Origin of the sequence: Christensenella tenuis (genome assembly GCF_014287795.1) — a bacterium.
In the GTDB taxonomy this organism is placed as follows: Bacteria; Bacillota; Clostridia; order Christensenellales; family Christensenellaceae; genus Christensenella; species Christensenella tenuis.
On sequence record NZ_JACOON010000007.1, the window covers coordinates 16133 to 41617 of the forward strand.

Annotated in this window: 25 protein-coding genes and 1 tRNA gene; 5 read left to right on the forward strand and 21 right to left on the reverse strand. The window is 48.6% G+C overall.

Going from position 1 to position 25485, the window contains the following annotated elements:
• Positions 1 to 7: 7 nt before the first annotated feature.
• From H8S18_RS12445 to mazG, 5 genes are all read right to left on the reverse strand, one after another.
• The gene (locus H8S18_RS12445; protein WP_186858604.1) at positions 8 to 1198 is read right to left on the reverse strand and encodes a hypothetical protein; all 1191 of its coding nucleotides are present in this window, start codon (positions 1196 to 1198) and stop codon (positions 8 to 10) included.
• 18 nt (positions 1199 to 1216) lie between these two features.
• Entirely contained in the window at positions 1217 to 2386 is a 1170-nt protein-coding gene (ispD, locus tag H8S18_RS12450; protein WP_186858605.1) for a 2-C-methyl-D-erythritol 4-phosphate cytidylyltransferase, read from the reverse strand.
• A 3-nt stretch (positions 2387 to 2389) separates the two neighbouring features.
• Positions 2390 to 2632 carry an RNA-binding S4 domain-containing protein gene (locus H8S18_RS12455; protein ID WP_186858606.1) on the reverse strand — a complete coding sequence of 81 codons (243 nt, stop codon included), beginning with the start codon at positions 2630 to 2632 and terminating at the stop codon, positions 2390 to 2392.
• A gap of 446 nt (positions 2633 to 3078) precedes the next feature.
• Entirely contained in the window at positions 3079 to 3435 is a 357-nt protein-coding gene (locus H8S18_RS12460; protein ID WP_207721766.1) for an HU family DNA-binding protein, read from the reverse strand.
• Between the two features lie 43 nt (positions 3436 to 3478).
• Entirely contained in the window at positions 3479 to 4897 is a 1419-nt protein-coding gene (mazG, locus tag H8S18_RS12465) for a nucleoside triphosphate pyrophosphohydrolase (protein ID WP_243165158.1), read from the reverse strand.
• A 307-nt stretch (positions 4898 to 5204) separates the two neighbouring features.
• Between mazG and H8S18_RS12470 the strand changes: the two genes are divergently transcribed.
• On the forward strand, positions 5205 to 5825 hold the full coding sequence (locus H8S18_RS12470; protein ID WP_186858607.1) for a MarR family winged helix-turn-helix transcriptional regulator: 621 nt from the start codon (positions 5205 to 5207) through the stop codon (positions 5823 to 5825).
• 75 nt (positions 5826 to 5900) lie between these two features.
• Here H8S18_RS12470 and H8S18_RS12475 read toward each other — a convergent pair whose 3' ends face one another.
• From H8S18_RS12475 to H8S18_RS12520, 10 genes are all read right to left on the reverse strand, one after another.
• Positions 5901 to 7124, reverse strand: a complete 1224-nt coding sequence (locus tag H8S18_RS12475) for a peptidylprolyl isomerase (protein ID WP_186858608.1) — start codon at positions 7122 to 7124, stop codon at positions 5901 to 5903.
• A gap of 350 nt (positions 7125 to 7474) precedes the next feature.
• Complete coding sequence (gene mfd / locus H8S18_RS12480; RefSeq protein ID WP_186858609.1) at positions 7475 to 10873, reverse strand: transcription-repair coupling factor; 3399 nt, start codon at positions 10871 to 10873, stop codon at positions 7475 to 7477.
• A gap of 25 nt (positions 10874 to 10898) precedes the next feature.
• The gene (gene pth / locus H8S18_RS14715; RefSeq protein WP_243165159.1) at positions 10899 to 12068 is read right to left on the reverse strand and encodes an aminoacyl-tRNA hydrolase; all 1170 of its coding nucleotides are present in this window, start codon (positions 12066 to 12068) and stop codon (positions 10899 to 10901) included.
• A 5-nt stretch (positions 12069 to 12073) separates the two neighbouring features.
• On the reverse strand, positions 12074 to 13438 hold the full coding sequence (gene glmU, locus H8S18_RS12490) for a bifunctional UDP-N-acetylglucosamine diphosphorylase/glucosamine-1-phosphate N-acetyltransferase GlmU (RefSeq protein ID WP_186858610.1): 1365 nt from the start codon (positions 13436 to 13438) through the stop codon (positions 12074 to 12076).
• A gap of 126 nt (positions 13439 to 13564) precedes the next feature.
• Positions 13565 to 13852 carry a septation regulator SpoVG gene (gene spoVG / locus H8S18_RS12495; RefSeq protein WP_186858611.1) on the reverse strand — a complete coding sequence of 96 codons (288 nt, stop codon included), beginning with the start codon at positions 13850 to 13852 and terminating at the stop codon, positions 13565 to 13567.
• 131 nt (positions 13853 to 13983) lie between these two features.
• Positions 13984 to 14778 (reverse strand): pur operon repressor, encoded by a 795-nt coding sequence (gene purR, locus H8S18_RS12500; protein WP_186858612.1) that lies wholly within the window; start codon positions 14776 to 14778, stop codon positions 13984 to 13986.
• A 10-nt stretch (positions 14779 to 14788) separates the two neighbouring features.
• Positions 14789 to 15292, reverse strand: coding sequence for a GNAT family N-acetyltransferase (locus H8S18_RS12505; protein ID WP_186858613.1), 504 nt, complete (start codon positions 15290 to 15292; stop codon positions 14789 to 14791).
• Positions 15292 to 15486: a DUF6485 family protein gene (locus H8S18_RS12510; protein ID WP_186858614.1), complete on the reverse strand. Its 195-nt coding sequence runs from the start codon at positions 15484 to 15486 to the stop codon at positions 15292 to 15294. Before H8S18_RS12510 ends, H8S18_RS12505 begins: the two co-directional genes overlap by 1 nt.
• Positions 15487 to 15488: 2 nt before the next feature.
• A complete protein-coding gene (gene tadA, locus H8S18_RS12515) occupies positions 15489 to 15926 on the reverse strand; it encodes a tRNA adenosine(34) deaminase TadA (RefSeq protein ID WP_186858849.1) in 438 nt (145 codons plus the stop codon).
• A 10-nt stretch (positions 15927 to 15936) separates the two neighbouring features.
• A complete protein-coding gene (locus H8S18_RS12520) occupies positions 15937 to 16347 on the reverse strand; it encodes a hypothetical protein (RefSeq protein ID WP_186858615.1) in 411 nt (136 codons plus the stop codon).
• A 95-nt stretch (positions 16348 to 16442) separates the two neighbouring features.
• On the opposite strand from H8S18_RS12520, the gene H8S18_RS12525 reads away from it, so the two are divergent.
• The 4 genes from H8S18_RS12525 (at position 16443) to H8S18_RS12540 (ending at position 19343) form a co-directional block, all read left to right on the forward strand.
• Positions 16443 to 16531 (forward strand) — tRNA-Ser (locus H8S18_RS12525).
• Between the two features lie 307 nt (positions 16532 to 16838).
• Positions 16839 to 18290: a LuxR C-terminal-related transcriptional regulator gene (locus H8S18_RS12530; protein WP_186858616.1), complete on the forward strand. Its 1452-nt coding sequence runs from the start codon at positions 16839 to 16841 to the stop codon at positions 18288 to 18290.
• Between the two features lie 240 nt (positions 18291 to 18530).
• Positions 18531 to 18890, forward strand: a complete 360-nt coding sequence (locus tag H8S18_RS12535; protein ID WP_186858617.1) for a DUF5640 domain-containing protein — start codon at positions 18531 to 18533, stop codon at positions 18888 to 18890.
• A 39-nt stretch (positions 18891 to 18929) separates the two neighbouring features.
• Positions 18930 to 19343, forward strand: a complete 414-nt coding sequence (locus H8S18_RS12540; protein WP_186858618.1) for a hypothetical protein — start codon at positions 18930 to 18932, stop codon at positions 19341 to 19343.
• Positions 19344 to 19610: 267 nt separating this feature from the next.
• Here the strand turns inward: H8S18_RS12540 and H8S18_RS12545 are convergent, their stop codons facing one another.
• The 6 genes from H8S18_RS12545 to cbiB all read right to left on the reverse strand — a co-directional run bounded on the left by H8S18_RS12545 (position 19611) and on the right by cbiB (position 25460).
• Entirely contained in the window at positions 19611 to 20192 is a 582-nt protein-coding gene (locus H8S18_RS12545; RefSeq protein ID WP_186858619.1) for a DUF1989 domain-containing protein, read from the reverse strand.
• A 636-nt stretch (positions 20193 to 20828) separates the two neighbouring features.
• Positions 20829 to 21452, reverse strand: a complete 624-nt coding sequence (locus tag H8S18_RS12550; RefSeq protein ID WP_186858620.1) for a precorrin-8X methylmutase — start codon at positions 21450 to 21452, stop codon at positions 20829 to 20831.
• Positions 21449 to 21982: a cob(I)yrinic acid a,c-diamide adenosyltransferase gene (locus H8S18_RS12555; RefSeq protein ID WP_186858621.1), complete on the reverse strand. Its 534-nt coding sequence runs from the start codon at positions 21980 to 21982 to the stop codon at positions 21449 to 21451. The genes H8S18_RS12550 and H8S18_RS12555 overlap by 4 nt, the downstream gene beginning before the upstream one ends.
• Positions 21983 to 21985: 3 nt before the next feature.
• Complete coding sequence (locus tag H8S18_RS12560) at positions 21986 to 23440, reverse strand: cobyric acid synthase (RefSeq protein WP_186858622.1); 1455 nt, start codon at positions 23438 to 23440, stop codon at positions 21986 to 21988.
• On the reverse strand, positions 23425 to 24507 hold the full coding sequence (locus H8S18_RS12565; RefSeq protein ID WP_243165160.1) for a pyridoxal phosphate-dependent aminotransferase: 1083 nt from the start codon (positions 24505 to 24507) through the stop codon (positions 23425 to 23427). The genes H8S18_RS12560 and H8S18_RS12565 overlap by 16 nt, the downstream gene beginning before the upstream one ends.
• On the reverse strand, positions 24504 to 25460 hold the full coding sequence (gene cbiB / locus H8S18_RS12570; RefSeq protein ID WP_186858623.1) for an adenosylcobinamide-phosphate synthase CbiB: 957 nt from the start codon (positions 25458 to 25460) through the stop codon (positions 24504 to 24506). The genes H8S18_RS12565 and cbiB overlap by 4 nt, the downstream gene beginning before the upstream one ends.
• Positions 25461 to 25485: the final 25 nt, after the last annotated feature.

The window sequence follows — 25485 nt, forward strand, 5'->3', positions numbered from 1 at the left end:
CCCTCCGTCAGGTCTCGGGTACGTAAGCGTACTTGACTACTTCGTCCAGTACGGCATTCTCTGTTGACTTATCCGTCTCATCATAATAACAGATTCCGCTTCCGTTTGCCGAGGCAAGGCGGTTTCTGGTCATATCGCTCGTAATGTGCGCGGTATCCGCCGCATTGGTATACGCTACATAAATTTGCCCTTCCTTCGAATAGACGACAAAATTGTCCCCAATGTCATAATCAAAAACGCCGTCTGCAAGCTTCATTGGTTCACCGCCTTCCGAAGACATCATCAGCGTACAGGAAGTGCTGTTTTTTTCTGTCCTGAATACAATCTGCCTCCCGTTTGTCTTGGGCCCGTATACGGAATTTCCAAAGTTGTAATCGTCAAATTCCGCGGTGTCCTCATGGAAAGCAATCCGTTTCAAAACGCTGTTTCCCTTTCCGTCCTCCACGGCCCAAACCATATCAGACTGCGAAATATCCACGTCGCTGTTTCCCTTGGTCGGTTCATATAGTTTTACCGTCGCGGGTTCGCGGGTTTTCACATTGTAGACATAAAGACGCTGTGTCTCGTTTCCCGCCCATTGCATAAAGGCAAGGCGCTCTCCGCTGAGCGAAAGGCTGGGCGGTGCGTAAGCGTATTCTTTGATTACAAACTGTTCGTCCTTTTCAAGGTCATATCCTAAAATCCGTCCTCCCCCTGCTGTCATACTGTCCAGGAAAACCGCAATATTGCCCGAAAGCACAGGCGAAATAAAATTGTCGTACTTTTTTTCCGTGTTGGCCAGCAGCCGCTCCTCGCCTGTTATCGTATTGTACACAACCACTCCGTTCAGCTGCTGGACGCTCCCTTTCTCCGCCTCAGTTGTAAAAATAATAGTATCTCCATCGATATACGGCTCGTTCTTCAACTGGTATTTCTTGTCAAAATACATTTCCCGGGATTCGATTTCCTTAGGAACGCCCTCTTCCTCCAGCGAAAAATTAGCCTCCACCTTCGGCTGGTAACGCAGCGAAGGATCCACGCCTTTGATCAGGTCCTCCACAAGGGGAAATCCAAAAAAGATAACGGCAAGTACGCCTGCCGCAATGCCCGCAATCATCAAGATAATCCGGAAGCGGATCCAGAAATTATTCCGTTTGATCCGGCTGAGCATCATCGGCTGCCGGACGGTTGTGATACTCCTGTGCTTATGTCTGCGCATATCTTCGTTCCCTTTATGTTAATGCCTCTTTTTTTGCAGGATACATACCGCTTGTGCGGCAGCGCCCTCGCCCCGGCCCACTGCGCCGAGATACTCTGTCGTCGTTGCTTTTACGTTCACATAGGAACGCGGCATCCCAAGCGCATTCGCTATGTTTTCAATCATCGCGTCCCGGTAAGGCATTACCTTCGGCTTCTGCATAATCAGGGTGCTGTCGATATTGATCACACAATAGCCATATTTTGTCAGTAGGCTTCCCACTTCCTTCAAAAGGTCAATCGAGTAGATATCTTTATAATTCGGATCCGTATCGGGAAACAATCCGCCGATATCCCCCATGCGTGCTGCGCCAAGAAGCGCATCCATAATGGCATGTACCAGCACATCCGCATCAGAGTGGCCATCCAGTCCAAACGCGCAGGGAATCTCCACCCCTCCAAGGATAAGTTTCCTGCCTTCAGCAAAGGCATGCATATCAAACCCATTGCCAATGCGTATATCAGACATCTGCTGTTTGCGCGCAATATCGGCGCCCTGCTCCACATCGGCGCGGGTCGTGAGTTTGATGTTGTCAGGCGAACCGGCGACAATATGTACCTCGCTGCAAATACGTTCGACGAGCGATGCGTCGTCCGTTCCCAAAAATCCGTCTTCTTCCGCCTGCGCATAGGCGCGCATGATCAGTTCACGCGAAAATGCCTGCGGTGTCTGCACGCAAACAAGCTCTTCCCGCGGGAGGGTCTCTTCCACCACATTGCGTTTGGTCCGCTTAATCGTATCCGTCGCAGGAATGGCTGCAACCCCGCTGCCGCAGCGTATGGCGCTCGCCGCGCAATCGCGTATAATCCGTTCCGTCACAAAACATCTCGCGGCATCGTGTACCATCACAATATCCGTATCCTCGGATACGAGCGGAAGGGCGTTCGCCACGGAATGCTGGCGCTCCTGTCCGCCTTCGCAAAAAATGCATCGCATACTTTTCACATATTTATTTGCTTTGCGTTCAATCGTCTCACGCTCTTCCGGTTTGCAGACGACAATCATATCCGAAAAAAGCCCTGTCGCCTCAAACGTTTTTAAACACCGCACTACAGCGCTTTGTTCATCGAATTTGATAAAAACCTTGTTGGTGTCCATTTTCATGCGGCGGCCGCTGCCTGCCGCAAGGATAATCGCACAAATTTTCATCGCTTATTCCAGCACCTCGTACATTCCTTCGGCTTCCTGCTTCTTTGTGGTTTCCACCAGAGCCAGCACACGCACACGAAGCGGTTTCGAGCCAAATTCAATGGTGATTTCGTCTCCAATTTTCACGGCGTAACTCGGCTTACGTTCCTTGCCGTTGACTAAAACGCGGTTCCCTTCGCACGCGGACTGGGCCACCGTGCGGCGCTTAATCAGCCGGGATACCTTTAAATATTTATCCAGTCTCAATCTTGTTTCCTCGCTTACAGCAAATTGATCAAATGCAGCGCATTCGATATGCTATATGCTTATCACAGGCCCGGCAAATGCTCGATGCACAATCATCGGAAACTTGTAATAATGCATAGATAGATATATTATATCTCTTTTTATGTCAGGATTCAATCTGCCGGCCGGTACCCGCCTGTGAATTTACGATTTGTTAAAATTTTGTTTGAGAAGCCAGATGTGGCCGGCCGGTCTCGCCGTCCGCATAAATTTCCTTCATGCAGTAGTCCGGAAAAACATAGAAGACATCCGCCTCTCAGCGTTCGCTTCCCTTGGGCTGTCTTTTCCGCTTTCGGTTGCTTTATCCCGCAAGAACGCCATCCTGCAAAACCGGTCTATGATCTTCAAGATTGGTTTCACATAACAAAAAAGGCATCCGCGACGGATGCCCTGTTTGCAATGTTTTCTTATTTTACAGCGTCCTTGAAAGCTTTTCCAGCCTTGAAAGCAGGAACTGTAGAAGCAGCAATCTTGATCTGCTCCTTTGTCTGCGGGTTGATGCCCGTTCTTGCAGCGCGCTTTCTTGCCTCGAACGTACCGAAGCCAACGATCTGCACTTTTCCGCCCTTTTTGATCTCTGCGATAATGCTGTCCGCAAATGCGCTCAGAGCAGCGTCTGCATCCTTCTTGGAAATTCCGGCCTTTGCCGCGATAGCAGCTACGAGTTCAGTCTTATTCAAAACTTTACCCTCCTTGAGATTTTTTTGTAAATTCCGGGCGGAGGCCACTCCGCGCGGTTTGACACTGTGATGATTATAATACAATCAGAGGCATAAATCAACCTATTTTTTTAGCATTTTCGCCTATTTAATCCGCTTTTTCACGCTTTGCCCGTTCCCATAATTCGTCGAGTTCGGCAAGCGTCATTTCAGCGAGTTCCTTTTCCGCATGTTTTTCCATATATGCCAAACGCGAAATAAATTTCTCACATGTCTTGTTCAGGCACAGTTCCGGATTGGTCTTCATAAGGCGCAGTACATTAACGATTGCAAACAGCAAATCGCCCGCCTCCCCCTCCATGGCGTCCGTTGTCCCGGCGCGCAGTTCTGCCTTCCATTCCGCGAGTTCTTCCTCTACCTTGGGAAGCGCTTCTCCCGCGTCATTCCAGTCAAAGCCAATTGCCGCCGCCTTTTTTTGCAGTTTATACGCCCGCATCATCGCTCCCATTGACCGCGGCACGTCGCGCAGTACATCCACAAAATTTTCATTGTTCTTCTCTTTGCGCTTAATGGCTTCCCAGTTTGTTACTACCTCGTTTGCCGTATCCGCCTTTCCTTCCCCAAAAATATGCGGATGCCGGTAAATCATTTTTTTGCACACTGCCGTTGCCACATCGTCAACGTCAAATTCCCCGCATTGCCGCGCAATCTCCGCGTGAAACACAACCTGCAGAAATACGTCGCCCAGTTCATCGTATAACGCGCAGACATCCTCCGCGTCAATTGCATCCACAACCTCATAGGCTTCCTCAAGGATATACTGCCGCAGGCTTTCGTGCGTCTGTTCCCGATCCCATGGGCATCCATTTTCCCCGCGCAGTACCTTCATAATGCGTACAAGATCATAAAGGCCATACCGCTCTTTTTCATAAAGGGAAACGGCAGGCAATATAAAAATTCCGCCCGTACCCAGTTCTATATTCCGGTCAAGATCGTAAAGCCTCACTCTGCGGGCCTTTCCCCCTGCATAAAGCAGTCCTTCCGTCTCTTCCGTGTAGTATTCCGATAAAGCGCATTTCACGCCTTCTGCCGAATAAGAGTTGTCCACTCCTGTAATCACAAGCGCTTTCGACGTATCGAAAACCATATCCTCCAGGTCACGTGCGCCGAATACGCCATATTCCCCGATAAAAAACGCCCCACGCGCCGCCGTAAGCGCTGCTGCCACCGCATTTCCGCAGGAAACATAGCATAGCTCGACTCCCTGCCGCGCCAGTTCCGCAAGAAAGCCGTTGGTACCCACATCGCCAAGCACACAAAAAACCGTCTTTCCGTCCGACTCTTCGGCAATACGCTGCGCCCCTGCTACATAGAGCGCATCAAAATCCTCCGCCGTAAGGAACAAGTCGTCAAGGGTAATAACGTTTTCATTCCATTCCTGAAGCTGCGCCGCGCATTCCACATGTCCGCTTTGCAGGATGATAAGGTCGGCCTCCCTGATCACCCGGGCCGCGCGCAGCGAAAGCATATCCGCTTCGGGTACGAGTTCAACAATCTGTAATTTCATAGCATTCTACACTCTCCATTCATTGACAGTTCTAAATTATATCCGCTTTTCCTGTGCTTTGCAACCGAACGAAACAGCGCCTTTCTCACTATGCAGGCAAATTCGCCGGGCGGCCGAAAATATTCTCCTCATCCGTCTTCCATAGCGTCCTTCCACTTCCTTTACGCTGTATATTTTATGTGTTTTCCATCGGTCTAAATATTTTTTAAAATATATTTCGGTACCTCATCATTTTGTTGTTGACATTTCGCCCCCCAGGGAGTATCTTATTATTTAGGTACCTTATTAATTTGAAGGAGGCAAAAAAATGAACCCATCTCAATCAAAGGATCTGATGGACCGTTTCCACCGCTTCGCTCACCTCTTGGGCCGTATCCATCATTTCTACCATAAACAAACAAAGGGCCCGCTGCTGCATCCCGGACAGGGAAGGCTTCTTTACCAGATTTTGGAGAAAGAGCCTGTCAGCCAGAAAGATCTTGCATTTTTGCTTGATATCCGCCCTTCGTCCCTGAGTGAACTTTTGAAAAAGCTGGAAGATAAAGGGCTCATCGCCCGCGCACCGGATGATGACGATAAGCGCAACATGGTCGTTACGCTTACAGGGGAAGGAAAAGCATTGGTGCAGCAAGCCGCACAGGGCAGGGAGGCACTGGAGGCGAAAGTTTTTGATCCGCTTTCCGAAGAAGAGCTTTCGCAGCTCTCTTCCCTGCTCGGTAAACTTACGGATTCATGGCAGGCCACGTTGGATGAGGCTGGCGAACCCAGTGAACCGCCGCATCACGGCCCCCACCGCGGTCCATGCGAAGGACCCGGGCCGCATCATGGCCCGCATCACGAAAGACGCCCGGGCGCGGACTCCTGCCCGCGCCGGCATCATACGGATTGGTGGGAGGAATCTTTCCCGGGTTGGAAAAACTGTAGGTAAAATTGTTTTACGACACTTCCAAAAGCAAAAAGGGGCCGTACACGTTGTGTACTGCCCCTTTATATAATCTTTCATTTATACGAATGTGGAAAGCCTGTCGGGATAAGTTTGGATCGCTTCCTCTTCCTGCCATTTTTCAAGCGTCTCGTTGAGGTGTGTCGTCTGCGCCTCACTCAGCTTGGTGCTGATGATGCTGTCCTTCACATCGTCAAAAGGAACCTCGCCGCCGCCCTCGCTCGTATATTGAATGATATGGTAACCATAATCCGTAGCGACAAGATCGGAAATCGATCCGACCGACGGAAGCGCCATGGCGGCCGTCTCAAACTCTTCTACCATACCGGAACCCGGGAACACAAGATATCCCTTGGTTTTTGCCGGTTCCACCGTCATACCCGAATCCGAACCGAGTTCCTCGATCAGCGCGTCGAAATCCTCGCCCGCTTTTGCACGCGCAAGCGCGGCATCCGCATCTGCTTTGATTTTGGCAAGTTCTTCCTCGAGCTTGGCGTCCGCTCCTTCCTCGTCGCCACTCTGGCGCAGGGAGCTGATCTCGCTCTGGACGTCGTCCGAAAGACCGATCAGTAGATTCTTGACATACCGCGCTCCCTGCGGTTCGTAAACCACGGTCCCGGAACTCTCATAAGTCGTATATGCCGTTGCGTCTTCATCAATTGCGGGTTTCTGCGTGGCCATCAGCTCGTCATAATAGGCTTTCGCGTCATCTTCGGAGTAGGTTACTTCGTCGTTCAGCTTTTCAACTTCTGCATTGATTGCATCCGTCTTAAGGGAATCCTCAACCGCCTTGTCGATATCGCCATATCCATACAGGTCGACATATTTTGCATACTGTTCTTCTATATAGGCATCTTTGTCCGTAATCGTATCATCGGCATTTGCCGTTTCTTCGATGCTGGTACGCAGGCTCTCGAGGGTATCTTCGATCCCCTGGCGTTTCTCCGCGCGCGCGTCATCCGTATCTGTTGCAAGGCCATCCGCCTGCGCATGCTGGTACAGGAGTTCGTTCTGTACAAACTGGGTCAGCATATCCTCCTTCATCGCCGTAAACTGTTCCGCGCCATATTGCTCGACAAACTGTTCGCGCGTCATGCCGTAAACCGTAAGGTTCATATCTACCTGATCCAGCACCTCGCCTTTGGTAATCTCCGTTCCATTCACTTCTGCCACAACTTGTGCACGGTCTTTATCTTCGTTGACCGATACCATGGAACACGATGCAAGCGCAACGCACAGAACGGCGCACACTGCCGTGATCATGATTTTTTTCATCCGATTCATAATTGCTATTGTTCCTTTCCAAATAAATACTATCCCGGCCGCGCCTTACGGCGCTTTAGAATTGCATAACGAAATCCTGCATTCCCTTGAGGAAAAAGAAACTGCCGGGCCCCCACAGTCATCTGCCATTTTTGCCCGGCGTCACCGGATATTCCATCTGGTTTTCCGTCGGCATCCGGCCGAAAGCCATCTCTCCCGGGCGTTTCCATCCTGCCGTATGCATAAACGGCTCCTGTGAAACGAATCTGTTCCCGGGAACGCCATCAGGCGGAAATCGCTGTTCGCTACGCTAACTTTTTTATTATACAAGAACGGCTGTAGATTTGCAATGCAAATCCGCTGTCCCTGTGTCAGCTTCTCCGGCGGCGCATTCTAATCCCACCCAGGAATTCCAGAAAGGCGTTTGTGTCAAACCCTTTTTCCGTCCTATAAACGAGCACCGGCGGAGTGGACGGTCTCAGTATAACATCATTCGCGCGTCCACTCACCATTTTTAACAGTTTTTTTACATTCGGATTCACGGTTTCCGAATACTTAAGCTCGATTCCATCCGTTTTCTTAATCACGCTTGCGATGCCTGCAGCGGCTGCATAGCTTTTCACCGTTGCGGTCACAATCAGGTTATTGACCTCTTTTGGAATCTTTCCATAACGGTCCGCAATCTCTTTCGAGGCCGATTTCGCGTCCGCGACCGTCCTGATCTTCGAAATCAGCTTGTAAATATCCATCTTATCTGTCTGGTTGCTGATATATCGGTCCGGAATATAGGCGGGTACGCCGAGTTCCACAGATGTTTCAAACTCCGCCTCCACATGCCTGCCTTTCGCCGTGGCGACTGCCTCGCGCATCAGTTTGCAGTACATCGCATAGCCCACGGTGGCCATATGCCCACTCTGTTCCGGCCCCAGAAGGTTCCCCGCCCCGCGGATCTGCAAATCGCGCATGGCAATCTTAAAGCCGCTGCCAAGCTGTGTAAACTCACGGATCGCCGCCATGCGTTTGGCTGCGTTTTCCTTCATACTGCCGTCTCCCAGATAGGTAAAGTACGCATATGCATTTTTATCCGAACGGCCCACGCGCCCTTTTAACTGGTAAAGCTGGGAAAGCCCGAATTTATCCGCTTCATATACAATAATCGTATTGACGCTGGGAATGTCGATGCCGCTTTCTATAATTGTCGTGCATACAAGCACGTCGTAGTCCCCGTCGATAAATCCCCCGACGACCCGTTCAAGTTCCGATTCGCTCATCTGCCCGTGCGCGGCTGTAACGCGCGCCTCCGGCACGTTGCGCTTCACATCGGCTACCAGCTGGTCCATTTCGCTGATCCTGCGGCACACAAGGTATGCCTGCCCGCCCCTGCCAATTTCGCGCATAACCGCATCCCGCAGGAGGCCGTCCGAATAGCGCATCACATAGGAATATGGCTGTTTGCGCATGGAAGGAGGCGTATCGAGCGTACTCATATCGCGGATTCCCACAAGCGACATTTCGAGCGTGCGGGGAATCGGCGTTGCCGAAAGGGTAAGCACGTCCACACTTTGCTTTAACAGCTTGATCTTTTCCTTGTGCGTCACGCCGAACCTCTGTTCTTCATCCACGATCAAAAGCCCAAGGTCGTTGAATTTCACATCATTTGAAAGCAACCGGTGCGTGCCGATCACGATATCGATTTTTCCGCGGCGCAAATCATCCAGCACCTGCTTGTGCTTTCCCTTTGAAAAACGGGTCAATCCGGCGATGGTCACGGGAAAATCGCGGAACCGCTCGCGGAACGTTTTGATATGCTGCCGCGCAAGCAGTGTCGTTGGCACAAGCACCGCCACCTGCTTTCCATCCGTTACCGCCTTCATGGCCGCGCGCATGGCAACCTCCGTTTTGCCATACCCGACATCCCCCAGCAGCAGCCTGTCCATCACACGCGGGGATTCCATATCCTTTTTGATTTCCTCGATGCTCTGGAGTTGCCCTTCCGTTTCCTCATATTCAAAGGAATCTTCAAATTGCTTTTGCCAAACCGTATCTTCCGGAAAAGCGTGCCCCTTGCTTTCAAACCTCTGCGCGTACAGGTCCACAAGGTCGAAGGCAAGCTTCAAGGCCGATTCGCGCGCCTTCGTTTTTGCGGTTTCCCACTCGCGGCCGCCAAGTTTTGAAAGCTGGGGCGGCGCGTCCTCGCTGCCAATATATTTTTGTACGCGGTCAATCTGTGCGGTCGGGATATAGAGCTTATCTCCCCCGCGGTATTCGATTTCCATATATTCCGCGACAGTACCGCCCGCTTCAAGCGTCTTAAGCCCAAGGTATTTCCCTTTGCCGTGCACGTCGTGCACCACAAAGTCCCCCGGGGAAAGGTCGCTGAAAATATCCTCCTCCGCATGCTGTCTCTGTTTCTTAACAGGCGCCTTTTTCACGCGGCCATAGATATCGTTCGCGCCCAATACAAGAATTTTCCCGGAAGGAACTTCAAACCCATAGGAAACATAATCCCCGCTGATGGAGAGCGGCGCCGACATTTCTTTTTCCACCGGGGCAATGACATCCAGTTCCGCAAGGGCGGAGGAAAGCGCCTGCGCCTTACCTCCCGCGAACATGCGCACAGAATAGCCGTGCTCCCGCCGGCTTTGGAGGTCTTTTGCGAGCTGGTCTATGCGGCCGCGGTATTCCACAGCGCCGTGCATATCCATATCTACCTCGCATACCGTCCTAAGCTGCGCGTTCTTCGTGCCCGCCAGGTCGATCACGTCCGCCGTTCTGTTTTTAATAAGGGTTTTCAGTTCTCCTATACTTTCACCCTGAACGGGAAAGGCTTCCCCTTCCGCCGCAAGATGGTTTGCCGTATCTGCAAATTCGATCAAAATACGTTTTGCTTCTCCGTAAATTCGTTCAAAATCGTCAAACAGCAGGATTGAACCCGGAAAATAATCGGAGATATAGGCCGGATCAAACATCACCGGCAAAAACGTATCGGCATTCTCAAAATTTCCGTATTCCTCCACATCGGCTTTGATTTGGCCGGCAAGCTTTCCATTTTCCTGTTTTTCAAGATACGCGAACAGCTTCTTCTTTTCCGTTTCGCCCAACACAACTTCGCGCGCAGGCGGGAGGCGGTACTCCGGAACCGGTTTTCCCGCCGATCTCTGCGTCTCACTGTCAAATGCACGGATACTTTCAATTTCATCGTCAAAAAATGTAACGCGCAGCGGCATTTTGGAATCCGGAGGATAAATATCGAGTATTTCCCCGCGCCGTGCAAACTCGCCGCGCGAATACACGGTTCCCACCCGTTCGTAGCCATTCCTTGCCAGTGTCTCCATGAGTTTTTCATCCTGGTAATGTTCGCCAGTCGTGAGGATGAGGCATGTTTGCCTGAAATTCTCCGGCGGAACGAGCCTTCCAAGAAACGCGCGTATCGAAAGAAACACCGGTTTCCTGATTGTCCCGGCATTTTTCATGACCTTTACGCGCACCAGTTCTTCGTCTCGTCCTTTGGCCTCCGCCGCGCGCAGGGAATAATCGTTTTCTGGAAAAAGTACTCCGGCCGCGGCCGCATACTCGCGCGCCGCCTGTTCGGTGTTGGTGACGCACAATACCTGCCGTCCGGCGTTTTTTGCAACCGCTTCTGCAAAAAATGCTTTTGCATGTGGCGTAACGCCAAAAACCGAGCAGGGCAAATTCCCTCCCCGGATACAATCCAATACATCCCGGAACGCGCCGCTTTTTGCAATCAACGGGCTCGCCGTTTCGTTCAATTCATGTTCCCTCTCGTTTCCAGAATTAAGATCCGTTAAACTTTGCTTGCGCTTTTGAAACGCCTTCCATCACAATACATTCGCAGGCGTCCGCCGCGCGGCCAAACATCTCCTGCGCCTGCTCCCGCTTTTCTTTTTCAAATTTTCCGAGTACATGTCCGATCAGGTTCCCCTCCGGCTTGCCGATCCCAATCCGGATGCGCGTGAAATCTCCCGAACCGGTGTAGCTTAAAATAGAACGCATGCCGTTGTGCGTGCCCGCGCTGCCCTTCCCGCGGATCCGCAGCGTACCGAATGGAATATCGATGTCGTCATATAACACGATCAACTTGGAAAGGCCGGCGTTATAATAGTTGAGGATGCCGTCCACCGCATAACCGCTGTTGTTCATAAATGTCGTCGGGCGAATGAGCATAACCTTTTCATTGCCAATCATGCCTTGTCCGGCATGCGCGTCGAATTTTGTCGCTTTCAATTTAATTCCATGACGCTTCGCTAGAAGATCAAGTGCCTGGAATCCTGCATTATGACGCGTATTTTTATATTTCAGTCCCGGATTTCCGAGCCCGGCGATAAAATACATAGTTCCCTCCAAAAAACAGAATGAATGCGCCCCGCGCGTCGCATCCCGCCTCTTTTGCTCGCTTCCCCGCTTCGCGGTAAAGCCTCGATTCGCGGCGGCTGCTCCTTTGCCCCACACGACCCGCTTCGCTGGGCTCGTGCGGGGACCCCTTGTTGCCTTTGCTCCGCGCGTGCTTCTTCCTGTCAATTCCCCTATTTTCTTCTGTCTTTCCAGTCCGTCTTTACAACTTGCCGGCTCCGCGCGATCGCGCGTCGCATCCCGCCTCTTTTGCTCGCTTCCCCGCTTCGCGGTAAAGCCTCGATTCGCGGCGGCTGCTCCTTTGCCCCACACGACCCGCTTTGCTGGGCTCGTGCGGGGGCCCCTTGTTGCCTTTGCTCCGCGCGTGCTTCTTCCTGTCAATTCCCCTATTTTCTTCTGTCTTTCCAGTCCGTCTTTACAACTTGCCGGCTCCGCGCGATCGCGCGTCGCATCCCGCCTCTTTTGCTCGCTTCCCCGCTTCGCGGTAAAGCCTCGATTCGCGGCGGCTGCTCCTTTGCCCCACACGACCCGCTTCGCTGGGCTCGTGCGGGGACCCCTTGTTGCCTTTGCTCCGCGCGTGCTTCTTCCTGTCAATTCCCCTATTTTCTTCTGTCTTTCCAGTCCGTCTTTACAACTTGCCGGCTCCGCGCGATCGCAAAGGCGTTGTCCGGAATGTCCTCCGTGATTGTGGAACCCGCCGCAATATATACGCCTCCGCCGACGCTCACTGGTGAAATAAGGTTTGTGTTGCATCCGATGAACGCGTCATCTCCTACCGAAGTGCGGAATTTATTCTTCCCGTCATAATTGACTACTACGACGCCGCATCCCACATTAATCCCCTTGCCGAAGTCCGAATCCCCGATATAGGTCAAATGGGAAACCTTTGTACCATCGCCGATCTTTGAATTTTTGATCTCCACAAAATCCCCGATGCGGCAATGGTTTCCAATGTGGGAATCCGGCCGTACATACGCATTCGGCCCCACAGTGGAATACTCCCCGATTTCCGCCTCCAGAACAACTGAATTTTGCACCTGCGTACCGCTGCCAATAACGCTGTTTCGAATGCGAGACCCAGGATAAAGAATTACATCTTCTCCGACGCGCGTGTTCCCCTCGAGCGTCACGTTGGGATAAATAACCGTGTCCTGCCCGATTGTGCAGTCCGCATCGATATACGTGTTACTAGGATCGATCAGCGTAACGCCGCTTTTCATGTGCTTTTCGAGGATGCGTTCACGAAGGATCCCCGACACCTGCGCAAGCTGTATACGGTCGTTTACACCCATGCACTCACGCGCGTCATTCGCAATATAAGCGCCCACCTTTTCGCCCCGCGCGTTCAGCAGGCCGACAATATCCGTCAGATAATATTCCCCCTGCGCGTTCGCAGGCTTTATTTCCTTTAGGCATTCAAGTAAAAGAGGTGTGCATACGCAATAGCATGAAGCGTTGACTTCCTGAATTTCACGCTGCTCTTCCGTCGCGTCTTTTTCCTCCACAATGGCGGTTACGTCGCCCAGCGTATTACGCAGAATCCTGCCGTACCCATAGGGATTTTCAAGCTGCGCGGTAAGCATCGTGCAGGCATAATTGCCTTTTTGTGCCGCGTCTACAAGCGCACGAACCGTTTCGGCGCGCAAAAGCGGCATATCCCCTGCAATAATCAGCGTATATCCTTCAAAACCTTCCAGTTCATGCGCCGCACACAGTACGGCATGCCCGCTTCCCCTGCGCTCCGCCTGCTCTGCATAGGAAACCGTGCTTCCAAGCTGTTCCTTTATTTCATTCATCCCGCGGCCGCATACGACAACGCACTTTTTGACGTCCACTCCATGCGCCGCGCCTACGACCCATTCAAGCAGGCTGCGCCCTGCCGCCTGGTGCAAGACCTTCGGCGTTTTTGACTTCATGCGCGTCCCTTCACCCGCTGCGAGGATAACTGCCATGCATTCTTTCATATTTGATTCTCCATAAATAGTATAATAAGTTTTCTCTTGGCCCTAACCTTATTTATTATACACAAAACCCATTTCCTATGCAAAATAAAAAAGGCCCTTCCTTATGGAAGAGCCCGTTTCTAAAGCTCAGTAATCTTCCAGCACCGGATTCATTTCCTCATCCGGCAGGCTTTCATATTCTCTGAGTATAATCTGCTGGATCATCTCTCTTGTATCCGAATTAATTGGGTGGGCGATATCCTTGTATTCGCCGCTTGGCGTTTTTCTGCTGGGCATTGCAATAAACAGGCCGCTTGCCCCTTCGATGATCTTCATGTCGTGGATCACGAACATGTCGTCAAACGTCACCGAAACGATCGCCTTCATTTTACCTGTTCCATCAATCTTTCTGATGCGAATATCTGTAATTTCCATTCTTCAACCCTCCACCTCGTTGTTAGACTATGCCGCTTTCCTAAAGCGGTGCTAAGCAAATCCACCCCATTGATTTTACTCAACTTTAATCTAACATATTTTATACAGAATTGCAACCGCTCAAAACCGCGTCAATATGCAGAAATTTCTATTTTTGTTTCGCTGAGTTCTTCCAATTCAAAAATTGCCTTATATCCGCTGATTCTTTTCTTTTGTGGATAACGGTTCACGATTGCTGCACCCATGCCTACCACGTCGATATTGAATTCCGTAAGCATATCGCAAATCGCTTTTACGGTGCCGCCTCCCGCAATAAAGTCGTCTACCACAAGCGCCTTGGTTCCTTCCTTAATCATGCGCTTGGAAAGCGACATCGTCTGCAGCCTGCGGGATGAACCGGAAAGATAGTTGATCGAAAAAACAGAGCCGTCCGTCAATTTGCTTTCCCGCCGCGCAATGGCAAGCGGCAGGTTCAGGATACGCGCGACGCTCATGGCAAGCGGAATACCTTTGGTCTCGACCGTAACGATAAAATCCGCTTTCGCGCCCGCGAACCATTCCGCCATAATTTGTGCCATTCCATCTACATAATACGGCGTACAGAAAAGATCTGCGATATACATATATCCCCCGGGCAGAATGCGCGAGGTATCCCTCATTTTTTCGGTCAGTTCTTTGAGCAGCAGCGCCCGCGTATTTTCAGGCATCCGCGGTATATAACGAATCCCGCCATGCGCGCCCGCCACGGTTTCCACACAGCCGATGCCCACGTCTGCAAATACCTGCTTAATCACGGCGGCGTCCTCGGAAAGACTGGATTTGGCTGCGCCGAACATTTTCTGGAAATAGTTCAGTGAATAGAGCTTATTCGGATGTTTGGCAAGGATCGCGCACATTGCCGCAATTCTCTGCTTTTTATTCTGCATGCCTTTTCCTTTATATGGGGAGTTCCATCACGTAGTCGTCCATCACAAAGCCCCCGCCAATGTCTTTGCAGATATCTTCCGTATTGGTAAACCCAAGATGCTCATAAGCCGCCAGCGACGAACGGTTGTTCTTTGCCACAGTAAGCCAGATACTTTTGAGCCGCAGGCCCCGCGCCATCTCACGCACCTCGTCCAACACGTCCCGCGCATAACCCTTTCCGCGGTACTCTTTCAGAAGGTAAATCTTACTCAGGAACAGCTTCCCCTGCGGATGGTTCGGCTCTATGGCAACATAACCTGCGTTAACCCCCAAAACGCGGATCAAATAATATTCGCAGCCCTGTGCGTCCGCATTCTTAATGGCCGGTACCGACTGGAATTGCTCCAGCATATATTCAATTTGGTCGCTTGATATAATACCAGCGTAGTGCTCCCGCCATATGGTATGCGCAAGGTCTGCCGCCGCCAAAAAGTCGCGTTCGCGGCTCACGCGTTTCAGTCTCGCCTTTGCCATTATCTTGCGTTCCAATCCCGGAGAAACGCTTCTACGCTGCGGTCCCCCGTTGCTTCCGCACGTTCGGAAAAATAACATGCGGGAAGCTGCCCCAGCTCCCGGTGATATTTTACACACTCGCAGCACAGTCCCATCTTCGAGCAATGGAACGAGCAGTTGCACATGCTTTTATTCTGTTCTTTTTTGCACTCCATTCTCAAACACCTCGTTTCCGCTTTTTTCTGAAATATGAGCTTAGAAGCTGCGCGCACTCTTTTTCCAGGATGCCGCCCGCAACCTCCGGTTTATGGTTGAGTTTTCCCTCCGCAAGGTCATATAATGTACCAAACGCGCCCGCTTTTTTATCATATGCGCCGAAAACGACGCGCGGGATGCGCGCATTAATCACTGCGCCCGCACACATAGGGCACGGCTCGAGCGTCACGTACAGCGTACAGCCCGGAAGCCGCCACCCGCAAAGCACTTCTGCCGCCCGTGCAATCGCGCTGATTTCCGCATGGCAAAGGGGGTTTTTTTCTGTTTCCCGCGTGTTGTGCGCCGCTGCAATAACCTCTTCATCCCGCACAATGACCGCCCCGATAGGCACTTCGTCAATCGCTTCTGCAAGCATAGCCTGCTCGATTGCGGCGCGCATCCATTTTTCGTCATCCACTGGCGCGCCCTCCCCCGCTTGTTTCCAGGGAAGAAAACATCAAAAGTCCCGTATCAAAATAGGTTTTTGCGGCTTCATACAGGGCATGGGCGGCTTCTTCGTCCTCTTCCGCAATTTCCATGCTTTCCCGAAGTGCCCGCGCGGTAGAAATAAAATTTTCGTTGATTTGCCGGATTTCCGTATCCTCCGTCGAAAATACCGCAAGCTCTCGTCCCAGCGTTTTCATGTCCGCCGTTACATACGGCGTCATCCCGCCGCCCTCCATCTGCTGCAAACCCGTTTGCAGGCGGGTAACCGCATCCAGGTCGTTGATAAAATTGTCGTAATGGTCGGCAGGCGTAAGGGCACACGCGCCAAGCAGCAGTGTCACCGCGATTGCAATGCCGAGAATAGGCTTTTTCAAACTGCCATTTCCTTCCGTGTTTTTTCTCTATTATACGAATTTCATTATCATATTGCAATTGCCGGCGCTTTTTGGTAAAATAAAATTCGTCACGTGGAGAGGTATCGAAGTGGTCATAACGGGGCGCACTCGAAATGCGTTTGTCTTAACGGGCACGTGGGTTCGAATCCCACCCTCTCCGCCACAATGGAAAGTCCATATGAAGTATGGGCTTTTTATTATAGTTGAAGCAGTTAACTTCAAACCCACAGGAGCCACGCAGTGGCGACTGGTTCGCCTTTAGCCCATGTGTTGCATGAGTATCCCACTCTCTCCGCCAAATATTTCAAATTTGAACCCCAATCCCGTATTTATAAATGAGGCGTTCGGATTTGTCGTTATTTTATAACAGTTTTGCCAGCGGTTTATTATTTGCTAAAAATAAAAATTTAAAGTAAAATTTATGATATATAATTATTTTCCTATTCGATGGGCGGTTGGAGAGACATTCTATGATTTACAATATAACCTTTGATATTTGCGCCGGAGTGATTTCCATTTTTTCTCTATATGTGATTATTTCCCAAAAAGGGTTACAGAAGGAATCCAATCAATTACTGCTATTTGTTATTATTGCAGCGCTGATTTCTGCTGTTTTTGATATCTGGAGTTCTGTCGGTAATTCTTATATAAATCAATATACGTATTTTTCACGGGATATCCTCAACTATATTTTCTTATTCGTCCATACCAGTACAGCATGCTTGTTTGCATGGTATATGATCGTATTGCTTGGATTGAAGCACCGTATTAAAAAACCGCTTTTTGTTCTGTTTCTGTTGCCGGAAGCCCTCGCCATTTTTCTACCGCTGGCGCTGAATCCGGTTTTAGGCTGGGTATTTTATTATGATGTAAATGGTATTTATTCCCACGGCGTTATGATCTACGCTTTATATGGTGCGGGATATTTATATATGTTATTGACGGTATATTTAGCAATCCGGTTTCGGAATCTATTGCTTAAATCACAGCGGTATGCGGCGATCATGCTGCTTATTTTCAGCATTATTCCTATTTTTGTGCAGCAGTTTTTTATGCCGCATCAACTTTTGGAGCTTTTTTTCCAGTCGATCGGCATTTTCGGATTTCTGACTACGGTAGAAAATCTGGACGCGATCTACAGTCCGGTTACGAAAGTATACAACCGCGCGGCTTTTTTACGGAGCATTAATTTGGCGTTCCAGAATCAGACAGACCTTAATGTGGTGATGGTCAAGCTTTCGCGTTCCCATTATTTTGGTATTGCCACACTCGGTGCAGGATATATTAATGGATTTATGGCCGGTGCGGCAGAATGGCTCAACAGCCTTTCTAAAAAAATAGACGTGTATGACTGCGAAAGAGGACATTTTGCTCTGACGGTATTCCGCGATAGTTATGATATGCAACTATTAACAGAGAAAATAGCCCGGAAATTTTCCGGTGAATGGCAGTACAAAAATCAAATGATTCGGCTTCCCATACAAATTTGCGCAGTAGATTTGAAGGCAACAGACTGGACGGTGGAAGACTTGATGCGTCTTGTAGATCTATCATATATCGGGCACAATGAGCAACCGGTGATCGTCAAGACAGAAGAATTAAAAGCTGCGGAACAGGAACGAACGGCTGGAGAATCCGAGGAGGGCCAATTTGCTTCTGACGTTTTAAATATGCTGGATTCTTTTGTAGAGCGGACCGCGGCATTGACTCCGGCTGAACGGAATATTCTGAAATATTATATAGACGGACGTGAAATTGCTGAAATACCGGGATTGGCATTTATCAGCATTCACACGGTACGAAAACATAATAAAAATATTTATCGGAAGCTTGCGGTCAGTACGAAAGAAGAACTGGTGCTCTATATTGACTTACTCCGCCGTAGTAACCGATTGGCTGAAGTTGAAAAATTGATCTATTAAAACAATTATAAAGCCTGACAAACCGAATTTTTTCAAGAATGGTACCCGCGTGGTACCGTTTTTTATTGTGGAATAAAAACGGAAGCAAACCAAAAAGTACCCGTCGGGTACTATCCTATTCCGTATAGATTTTGGTATTATCTTGAATAGAAAAAGGCCTTTTGCAGATCATCAATTCCATGTTGGCATGTTGGTGAAATCACAACTAAAAAAATTTAAAAATGATATGGGAGAGAAAAAATGAAAAAAGTTTGCATTGTTATTTTAGTTCTGTTTGTCTTGTGCCTGTTCGCGGGCTGCGGTGCAGGGGGAGCGCAAGAAGAAGCTTCACCTCTGGTGGGGAAATGGAAAAGCGCGGATCTTATGGAAGAAGTTTACGAATTTAAGGCAGACGGTACAGGCCATAATGAAAATGTGTTGCTGGCCTATGATTTCAAATATGATACGGATGGAGATCAGCTCAATATTTACGCTGAACTATTCGGAATGGAAAGTGACGAAGCGATGATGTTTTCCTACTCGATCAACGGCGACACTTTAATCTTGACAGATATGTCGGCAGGCGAAGAGGGCATCAGTTATGAGTATACGCGGGAATAATTTGCATGGACACGATTCAGGATTGGAAGAGGTGCACTTATGAAAACTTCAAAATTTTTAAAAGTAATGGGGATTATTATGCTGATTTTCGGGATCATCGCAATCATCGGCGGATTGCTTTCGCTGGCAGGGATCGGGATGGTCGTATCATTGGCAGGATTGGGCGGAGTGACAGTACCGGTGGAATTATTGACGGCGTCTCTTATTATAGCGTTGGTCAGCGCAATTTTTGAGTTGATTGCAGGAATTCTGGGAATCAAAAATTGGAATGTTCCGGAGAAAGTAAACGGCTGCATGATTTGTGGAATTTTAACTGTCACGTTGTGCGTCGTATCTATCATAATGACACTGGTGGGTTATCCTGACAGCTTTAGTATACTGTCCATCGTGGCAGGTTTGGCCGTCCCCATTCTTTATTTGATCGCGGCGTTTCAGTATAAAGCAAAACAATAAAAAACAAGCCGACAATTTTGGGGAGTCTGTTCTTTCACTTACAGATTCCCCAATTTATATGCATTTCAAAAATGTAATTTAAATTCAGAATCAAGGTATCTTTTGTTCAAAAGATAATAATTGTTTTAACTTGGATTCAGTTTGAGCATCTATTCTATTATAGTGAATAATTTTTTAGTTGATTGCAATGTTTCAGTATAGGAAAAAACAATACCACTACAAACCGCAGCCGCAGTATGAACTATCCTCCTCTTCGCTGTAATGGAATTAATCTTCTATCACAATTTTGACAGGAGAGCATTTACCTGAATTGCATTTGCTTTCGGAAACGCTGCAGGCTGCTATCCCCAATCGTACATCCATAAATGCTTTTAGCGTTACGCTGTCTCCGGCCTTGGAAAGCGGCGTCTCGACAGAAATAGTCCCATCCGTATTGATCTTTGTGTACATAAAAAAATTTACGGGATGTATAATAGGCCGCCGCTCTTTTAAGCTGGCGTTAATGTGGCCGAGGCAGTTCGGATGTCCCTCTCCATTGTGATAAAAGAAATCATACATTTCCGTCCTGCAGCACGGGTGCAGTAAATCGTGTTCCCCGACATCGTCCGCTAAAATCTGGAACATGGGCCTATAGAGATTCGTATAAATAATGCTATGCATTCCAAGGCGCAGTGATTCGTTGCAATCGATAGTAACGCCGGTAGACAAAAATTCATCGGGTTTATGCAGCACTTCAGCGAAAAAATCTACGACCTGGCCGCCATCTAAATCAACAATAGTTATGAGCTGGTTTTCCTTTACGTCGATAGACTTCCCGCTGCATGCTTCAATCAAAAATTCATTCTTCATAAAAAATTCCTTTGGTACGCCACATATAAATATCAAGCGGCCTGTGCCAACTCGAGTCCGCAGCCGGAATCCAATGTTCCATAAACTGCCAATCAACGATGCCTATAAAATAGTTATCGTCTTCAGTTGCAGGAAACTGCCCAAGGATATCATTTCCCTTCAACTATTTTAAAAATGGCAACGTTATTAGGCTGGAATACACGGGACAAACTACAGGTTGGTTCGCCAATGCCCTGCGTTTGTATAATGGCAAAATGCATTTACTTCTTGTCTCCAAGGAAGGCCCATGTACTATGATGTCTGGCTTGTTGGGGGTTCGAGTTTTACTTTTCCTCCTTCGCCGCGCATGCACTGCAAAAAAACGCCCGTCCATTGGCAGCGTTGGACTTTTTGCAGCGCAATAATTCTTTTATATGGTAAAAGAACTCTCTTACTTAATTTAGTGCAGTTTTTTGTTTTAAGAAAGGGCATGCGCCCACGCAGGTGCAGTATGAACTTTCCGCCGGACTTTTTGGGGTCCGCCGAAATAGCGATTCCCAGTATATTCTATCTATAATAATATACTGTCCTCAGCATCTTGCTGCCACAGATAAAACTATAGATGCAAGCAACATTCTGCCTTCCTGCAAATAATCATCAACAAATCATATACAGCATCGCATTGATAACCGCTGCCGCAATATTACTCCCTCCCTTTCTTCCTCTTGCAACAATTTGCGGAAGATCAGTATTCATAATTTGCTCTTTGGCCTCTATCACATTTACAAAGCCAACCGGAACACCTACGATCCCAGCCGGATTTATCTCCCCGGCTTCGTACAATTCTTTGATACGTAAAAGGGCTGTAGGGGCGTTTCCGATAGCAAAGACAATCTCTTTTTTTAATCCGCAGGCTTTTTCCATGCAGACCGCCGCCCGCGTAATATCTCTTTTCGCCGCCTCTTGCGCGACATCTTCGTCCGCCATGAAACAATGAACCCGTCCGCCCAAGCTTTCCAGTTTTTTCTTATTAATCCCCGTTTTCGCCATATTGGTATCAGTTACAATATCCGCCCCATTTGCAAGCGCAGACGATATTTTATGGACCGCATCATTTAAAAAGCACAAATTTTCCGCATAGTCAAAATCCGCGGACGTATGGATTGCCCGTAGAACAATTTTTTCCTCTTCCGGTGTAAAGCAAACATCCCCAAGTGTTTCTTTTATGATTTCCATACTGCGTTTTTCAATATCTGCCGGCTTTATATTTTCAATTTTCATTTTTCAATTCCCTTTCTTGCTTTTATGCCTTTATCATATGGATGTTTCACTTTTCTCACTTCGCTGATATAATCGGCTGCTGCGCACAGGCTTTCTCCCGGATTACGCCCGGTAAGAATCACTTCGGTTTTTCCCTGGGCTTCTTCTAAAAATGCGCAAACTTTCTCTTCCGTTATAAAATTACAGTTAATCGCGTCCAAAATTTCATCCAGGACAATTACATCATATTTTCTTTTCCGGAAAAGCGATATGATGCGGTCAAGGTATTCGTTACATTCCCGCATCACGTTTTCTTTTTGTTGCTCTGTCATGAATACTGTGAAACCCGGTTCACATTTTCCAGATAATATCGTAACATTTTCAAAGCGTTCCAGTCCGGCAAGCTCACTGGAATCCCCATCTTTTAAAAACTGTGCGATCAGCACACGATAACCACAGCACGCGCTGCGCAGGGCCGTCCCCATAGCCGCCGTCGTTTTTCCTTTTCCGTTTCCACAGTATATATGAATCAGTCCCAGCTTAGTTTCCATGCATCATACTCCCCTTTCGATTATCCGGTAGATGTAGGCCATATCCAGGGATTCCCGGACCGCGTCTGCCAGAAGATCGTATTGCTGCTGTTTATATGCCCTGATATCAACCGAACGAAAGTCCTTTTCGTCAATTCCTTTTTCCTTCAGTAAAGCCGAGAGGATCTCCCCGTTTATCTCTTCTGCATCAAAAATTCCATGCAGATAGGTTCCATAAACATTTCCTTTTTGTTCCAACATATGATTTTGTCCGTTATCTCCCATGTGGATTTCATAACCATCATAAGCCTTTTTACTGATATTTGCAAAGATTCCTCCTACGGTATTCAGCTCCCCACAAATCCTTTTTCTTGTTTTTTTTGCCCGGAATATGGTACTCCCGTCAAGGAGCCCCATCCCTTTGATTTCTCCGCCGCCTTCTACGCCGCTTTCGTCGCGGATGCTCCGGCCTAGCATTTGATAGCCGCCGCAAATCCCAAAAACAGGCACGCCCCGCCCTGCCCTTTTCAAAATTGCCGCTTCAAGTCCGCTGCTCCTGAGCCACTTTAAGTCTTCAATGGTATTTTTCGTCCCCGGAAGCACTATCATATCCGGTTCTCCCAACTCTTTCAACGCGGAAATATACCGAAGTGAAACGCCTCTCATATATTCAAACGGATTAAAATCCGTAAAATTTGAGATTCGTGGCAGTCTTATCACCGCAATATCAATTACGTTCGGAATAGCCTTTTTTTCGATACACTCCGCAAGGCTATCCTCATCGTCAATATCCACCTGCAAATAAGGAATAACGCCGCAAACCGGCACTTTTGCTATTTGCTCGAGCATTTTGAGTCCCGGCTCCAGGATCGTGATATCGCCGCGGAATTTATTGATAATCATTCCCTTGACGCGCTTTTTTTCTTCCTCGTCAAAAAGCAGCATCGTGCCTGCGAGTGAAGCAAAAACGCCTCCCCGGTCTATGTCTCCTACAATCAGCACCGGCGAATTGGATAGTTTCGCCATGCCCATATTTACAATATCCTGCTCTTTTAAGTTGATTTCGGCCGGACTGCCGGCGCCTTCCAGAACGATGATATCAAATTCCCCTGTCAACGACCGATACGCTTTTTGGATATGCGGAACCAACTTTTCTTTATTTTTATAATATTCCCTCGCGGTCATATTCCCAAGCACTTCTCCATTTACAATGACCTGCGACCCTTTATCGCTTGTGGGTTTCAAAAGAATTGGGTTCATCCTTATATCCGGTTCAATCCCTGCCGCTTCCGCCTGAACGACCTGCGCCCTTCCCATCTCGAGCCCGTCTTTTGTGATAAATGAATTCAACGCCATATTTTGGGATTTGAACGGCGCCACCTTATAGCCATCCTGCGCCAAAACGCGGCAAAGCCCCGCGACGACAAGCGATTTCCCGGCATTTGAAGTTGTTCCCTGTATCATTATGGATTTTGCCATGATAACCGATACTCCTTGTGAATAGATTCAATGAAATATTCATTTTCCTGTTTTGTTTTTACGGCAATCCTGAAAAACTCTTCTGAAAGTCCTCTGTAGTTTTCACAGGATCTCACGAGAATACCATATTTGCGCATTCTTTTCCCAAAATCACGGTTTGTCTTCAGCAGGATATAATTTGCCTTCCCGTCAAAGCATTTGATTCCGCATTTCTTCATTTCTTCCGTTAAGTAGGCACGCTGCGTTTTGATGTATTCTTTAGTCTTCCGGATATGAAACGGGTCGCTTAGTGCGGCAATACCGCACTTTGAAGCAACCGTCGAAACACTCCACGGCTGGCCCGCCATCGTTACGGCGGCGCAGATCTTTTCATCCGCACATAACAAATAGCCAAGCCGTATGCCCGCCATCGCAAAAATTTTTGTAAATGCTTTTAAGATAACCGTGCGCTTATACTCGTGCAATGCGTCCTTCAGGCTATACTCGTGCGTCTCCGCCAAAAAATCCATAAAACATTCATCCAGCACCAACACCGCTCCACAGTCGTCGCATTTCCGCGCAATCGTTTCGATCACTTCCCGTTCGGCGGCGGCCCCCGTCGGATTATTGGGATTGCAGATAAAAACCATATCGATATCGCTTGTAATCCTGTCTGCAATTTCCGCTTTTACGCGAAACCCGTTTTCCTCTTTCAGCAAAAAATACTCCGGTTCGCATCCACAGCTTATAAGCGCGGCCTCGTATTCGCTGAAAGTAGGCGCAAGAAGCAATGCTTTTTGTGGTTTCAAGCCTAAAACGATCCTGTAAATAAGGTCGGCCGCACCATTTCCACAGACAATACACCTCTCCTCTACTTTTTCAAATGACCCGATCGCCTGTTTTAGCTCCCGGCAAAACGGATCCGGATAGGCGCAATAGGATTCGATGTTCTCGAGAATCGCATCCTTAGCCCTTTGAGGCATACCCAGTGGATTTATGTTTGCTGAAAAATCTATGACCTTTTTTCCATGGCTGCCATAAATGTCTCCCCCGTGGCCATATTCAATCATTTTATTCGGTATTCTCATTTCGATACTATCCACCAAATCCATATTCTTACCGCTGCAAAAGCCAAAACGCCTATGACGGCTGTAGCATACATCAGCGTGTTCATTTTGCAGATATCGTCTGGATGCGGCTCCCTCACCACATCTCCAATTGTTTTCTTTCGGTACAGTTTGCCAAAATAAAAAGCGTCTCCCGCCAGTTGTATCCCAAGCGCGCCTGCCGCGACCGATTCTGTTTTAGCGCTGTTTGGGCTTGCATGGTTGTTCCTGTCTCTTCTGAATATCCTGACTGCATTTTTTGTATCGAGCCGCACAAATAAACTCCCCGCTATCATAAACAGGCCCGACAGCCATGCAGGAATGAAATTGAAAACATCATCCATCTTTGCCGCAAACCGCCCAAACTCTATATAAGCCTCGTTTTTATATCCGATCATGGAGTCAAGCGTATTGACGGCTTTATACAGAAATCCGAGCGGCGCTCCCCCTGCCGCCATATAAAACAGCGGAGCAATTACCCCATCCGATGTATTTTCCGCGACCGTTTCAACTGTTGCTTTAATGATCTGTTTTTGGTCGAGTTCCTTTGTATCCCGCCCGACAATCCACGAAAGGTATTTTCTGGAATTTGCGATATCATTCGCCTCCAGATAACGATATACCCGCATACTCTCTTTCTTTAGGGATTTCGCCGCCAGTATTTGATAGCAGAAAAAAATTTCCAGTGCAAGCGCAGCATAGAAGTTAAGCCTTGCCAGAAAAAAAAGCAGAAAAAACGGGATGCAAAAGCTAATCGCAATCGTGCCCAGCGCAAGGAGCGTTCCCCCTGTCCGCGGGGAAAAATATCTGCGCATAAAGGCCTCTCCTTTTGCTATAAATTTACCGATCAAAACGACCGGATGTGGAAGGCCGTGTGGATCTCCAAAGACCGCATCAAGCAAAAATGCCGCGATAATAATGAATGCATATATCAACTTTCCAAACCATCCGCCCCGCAGT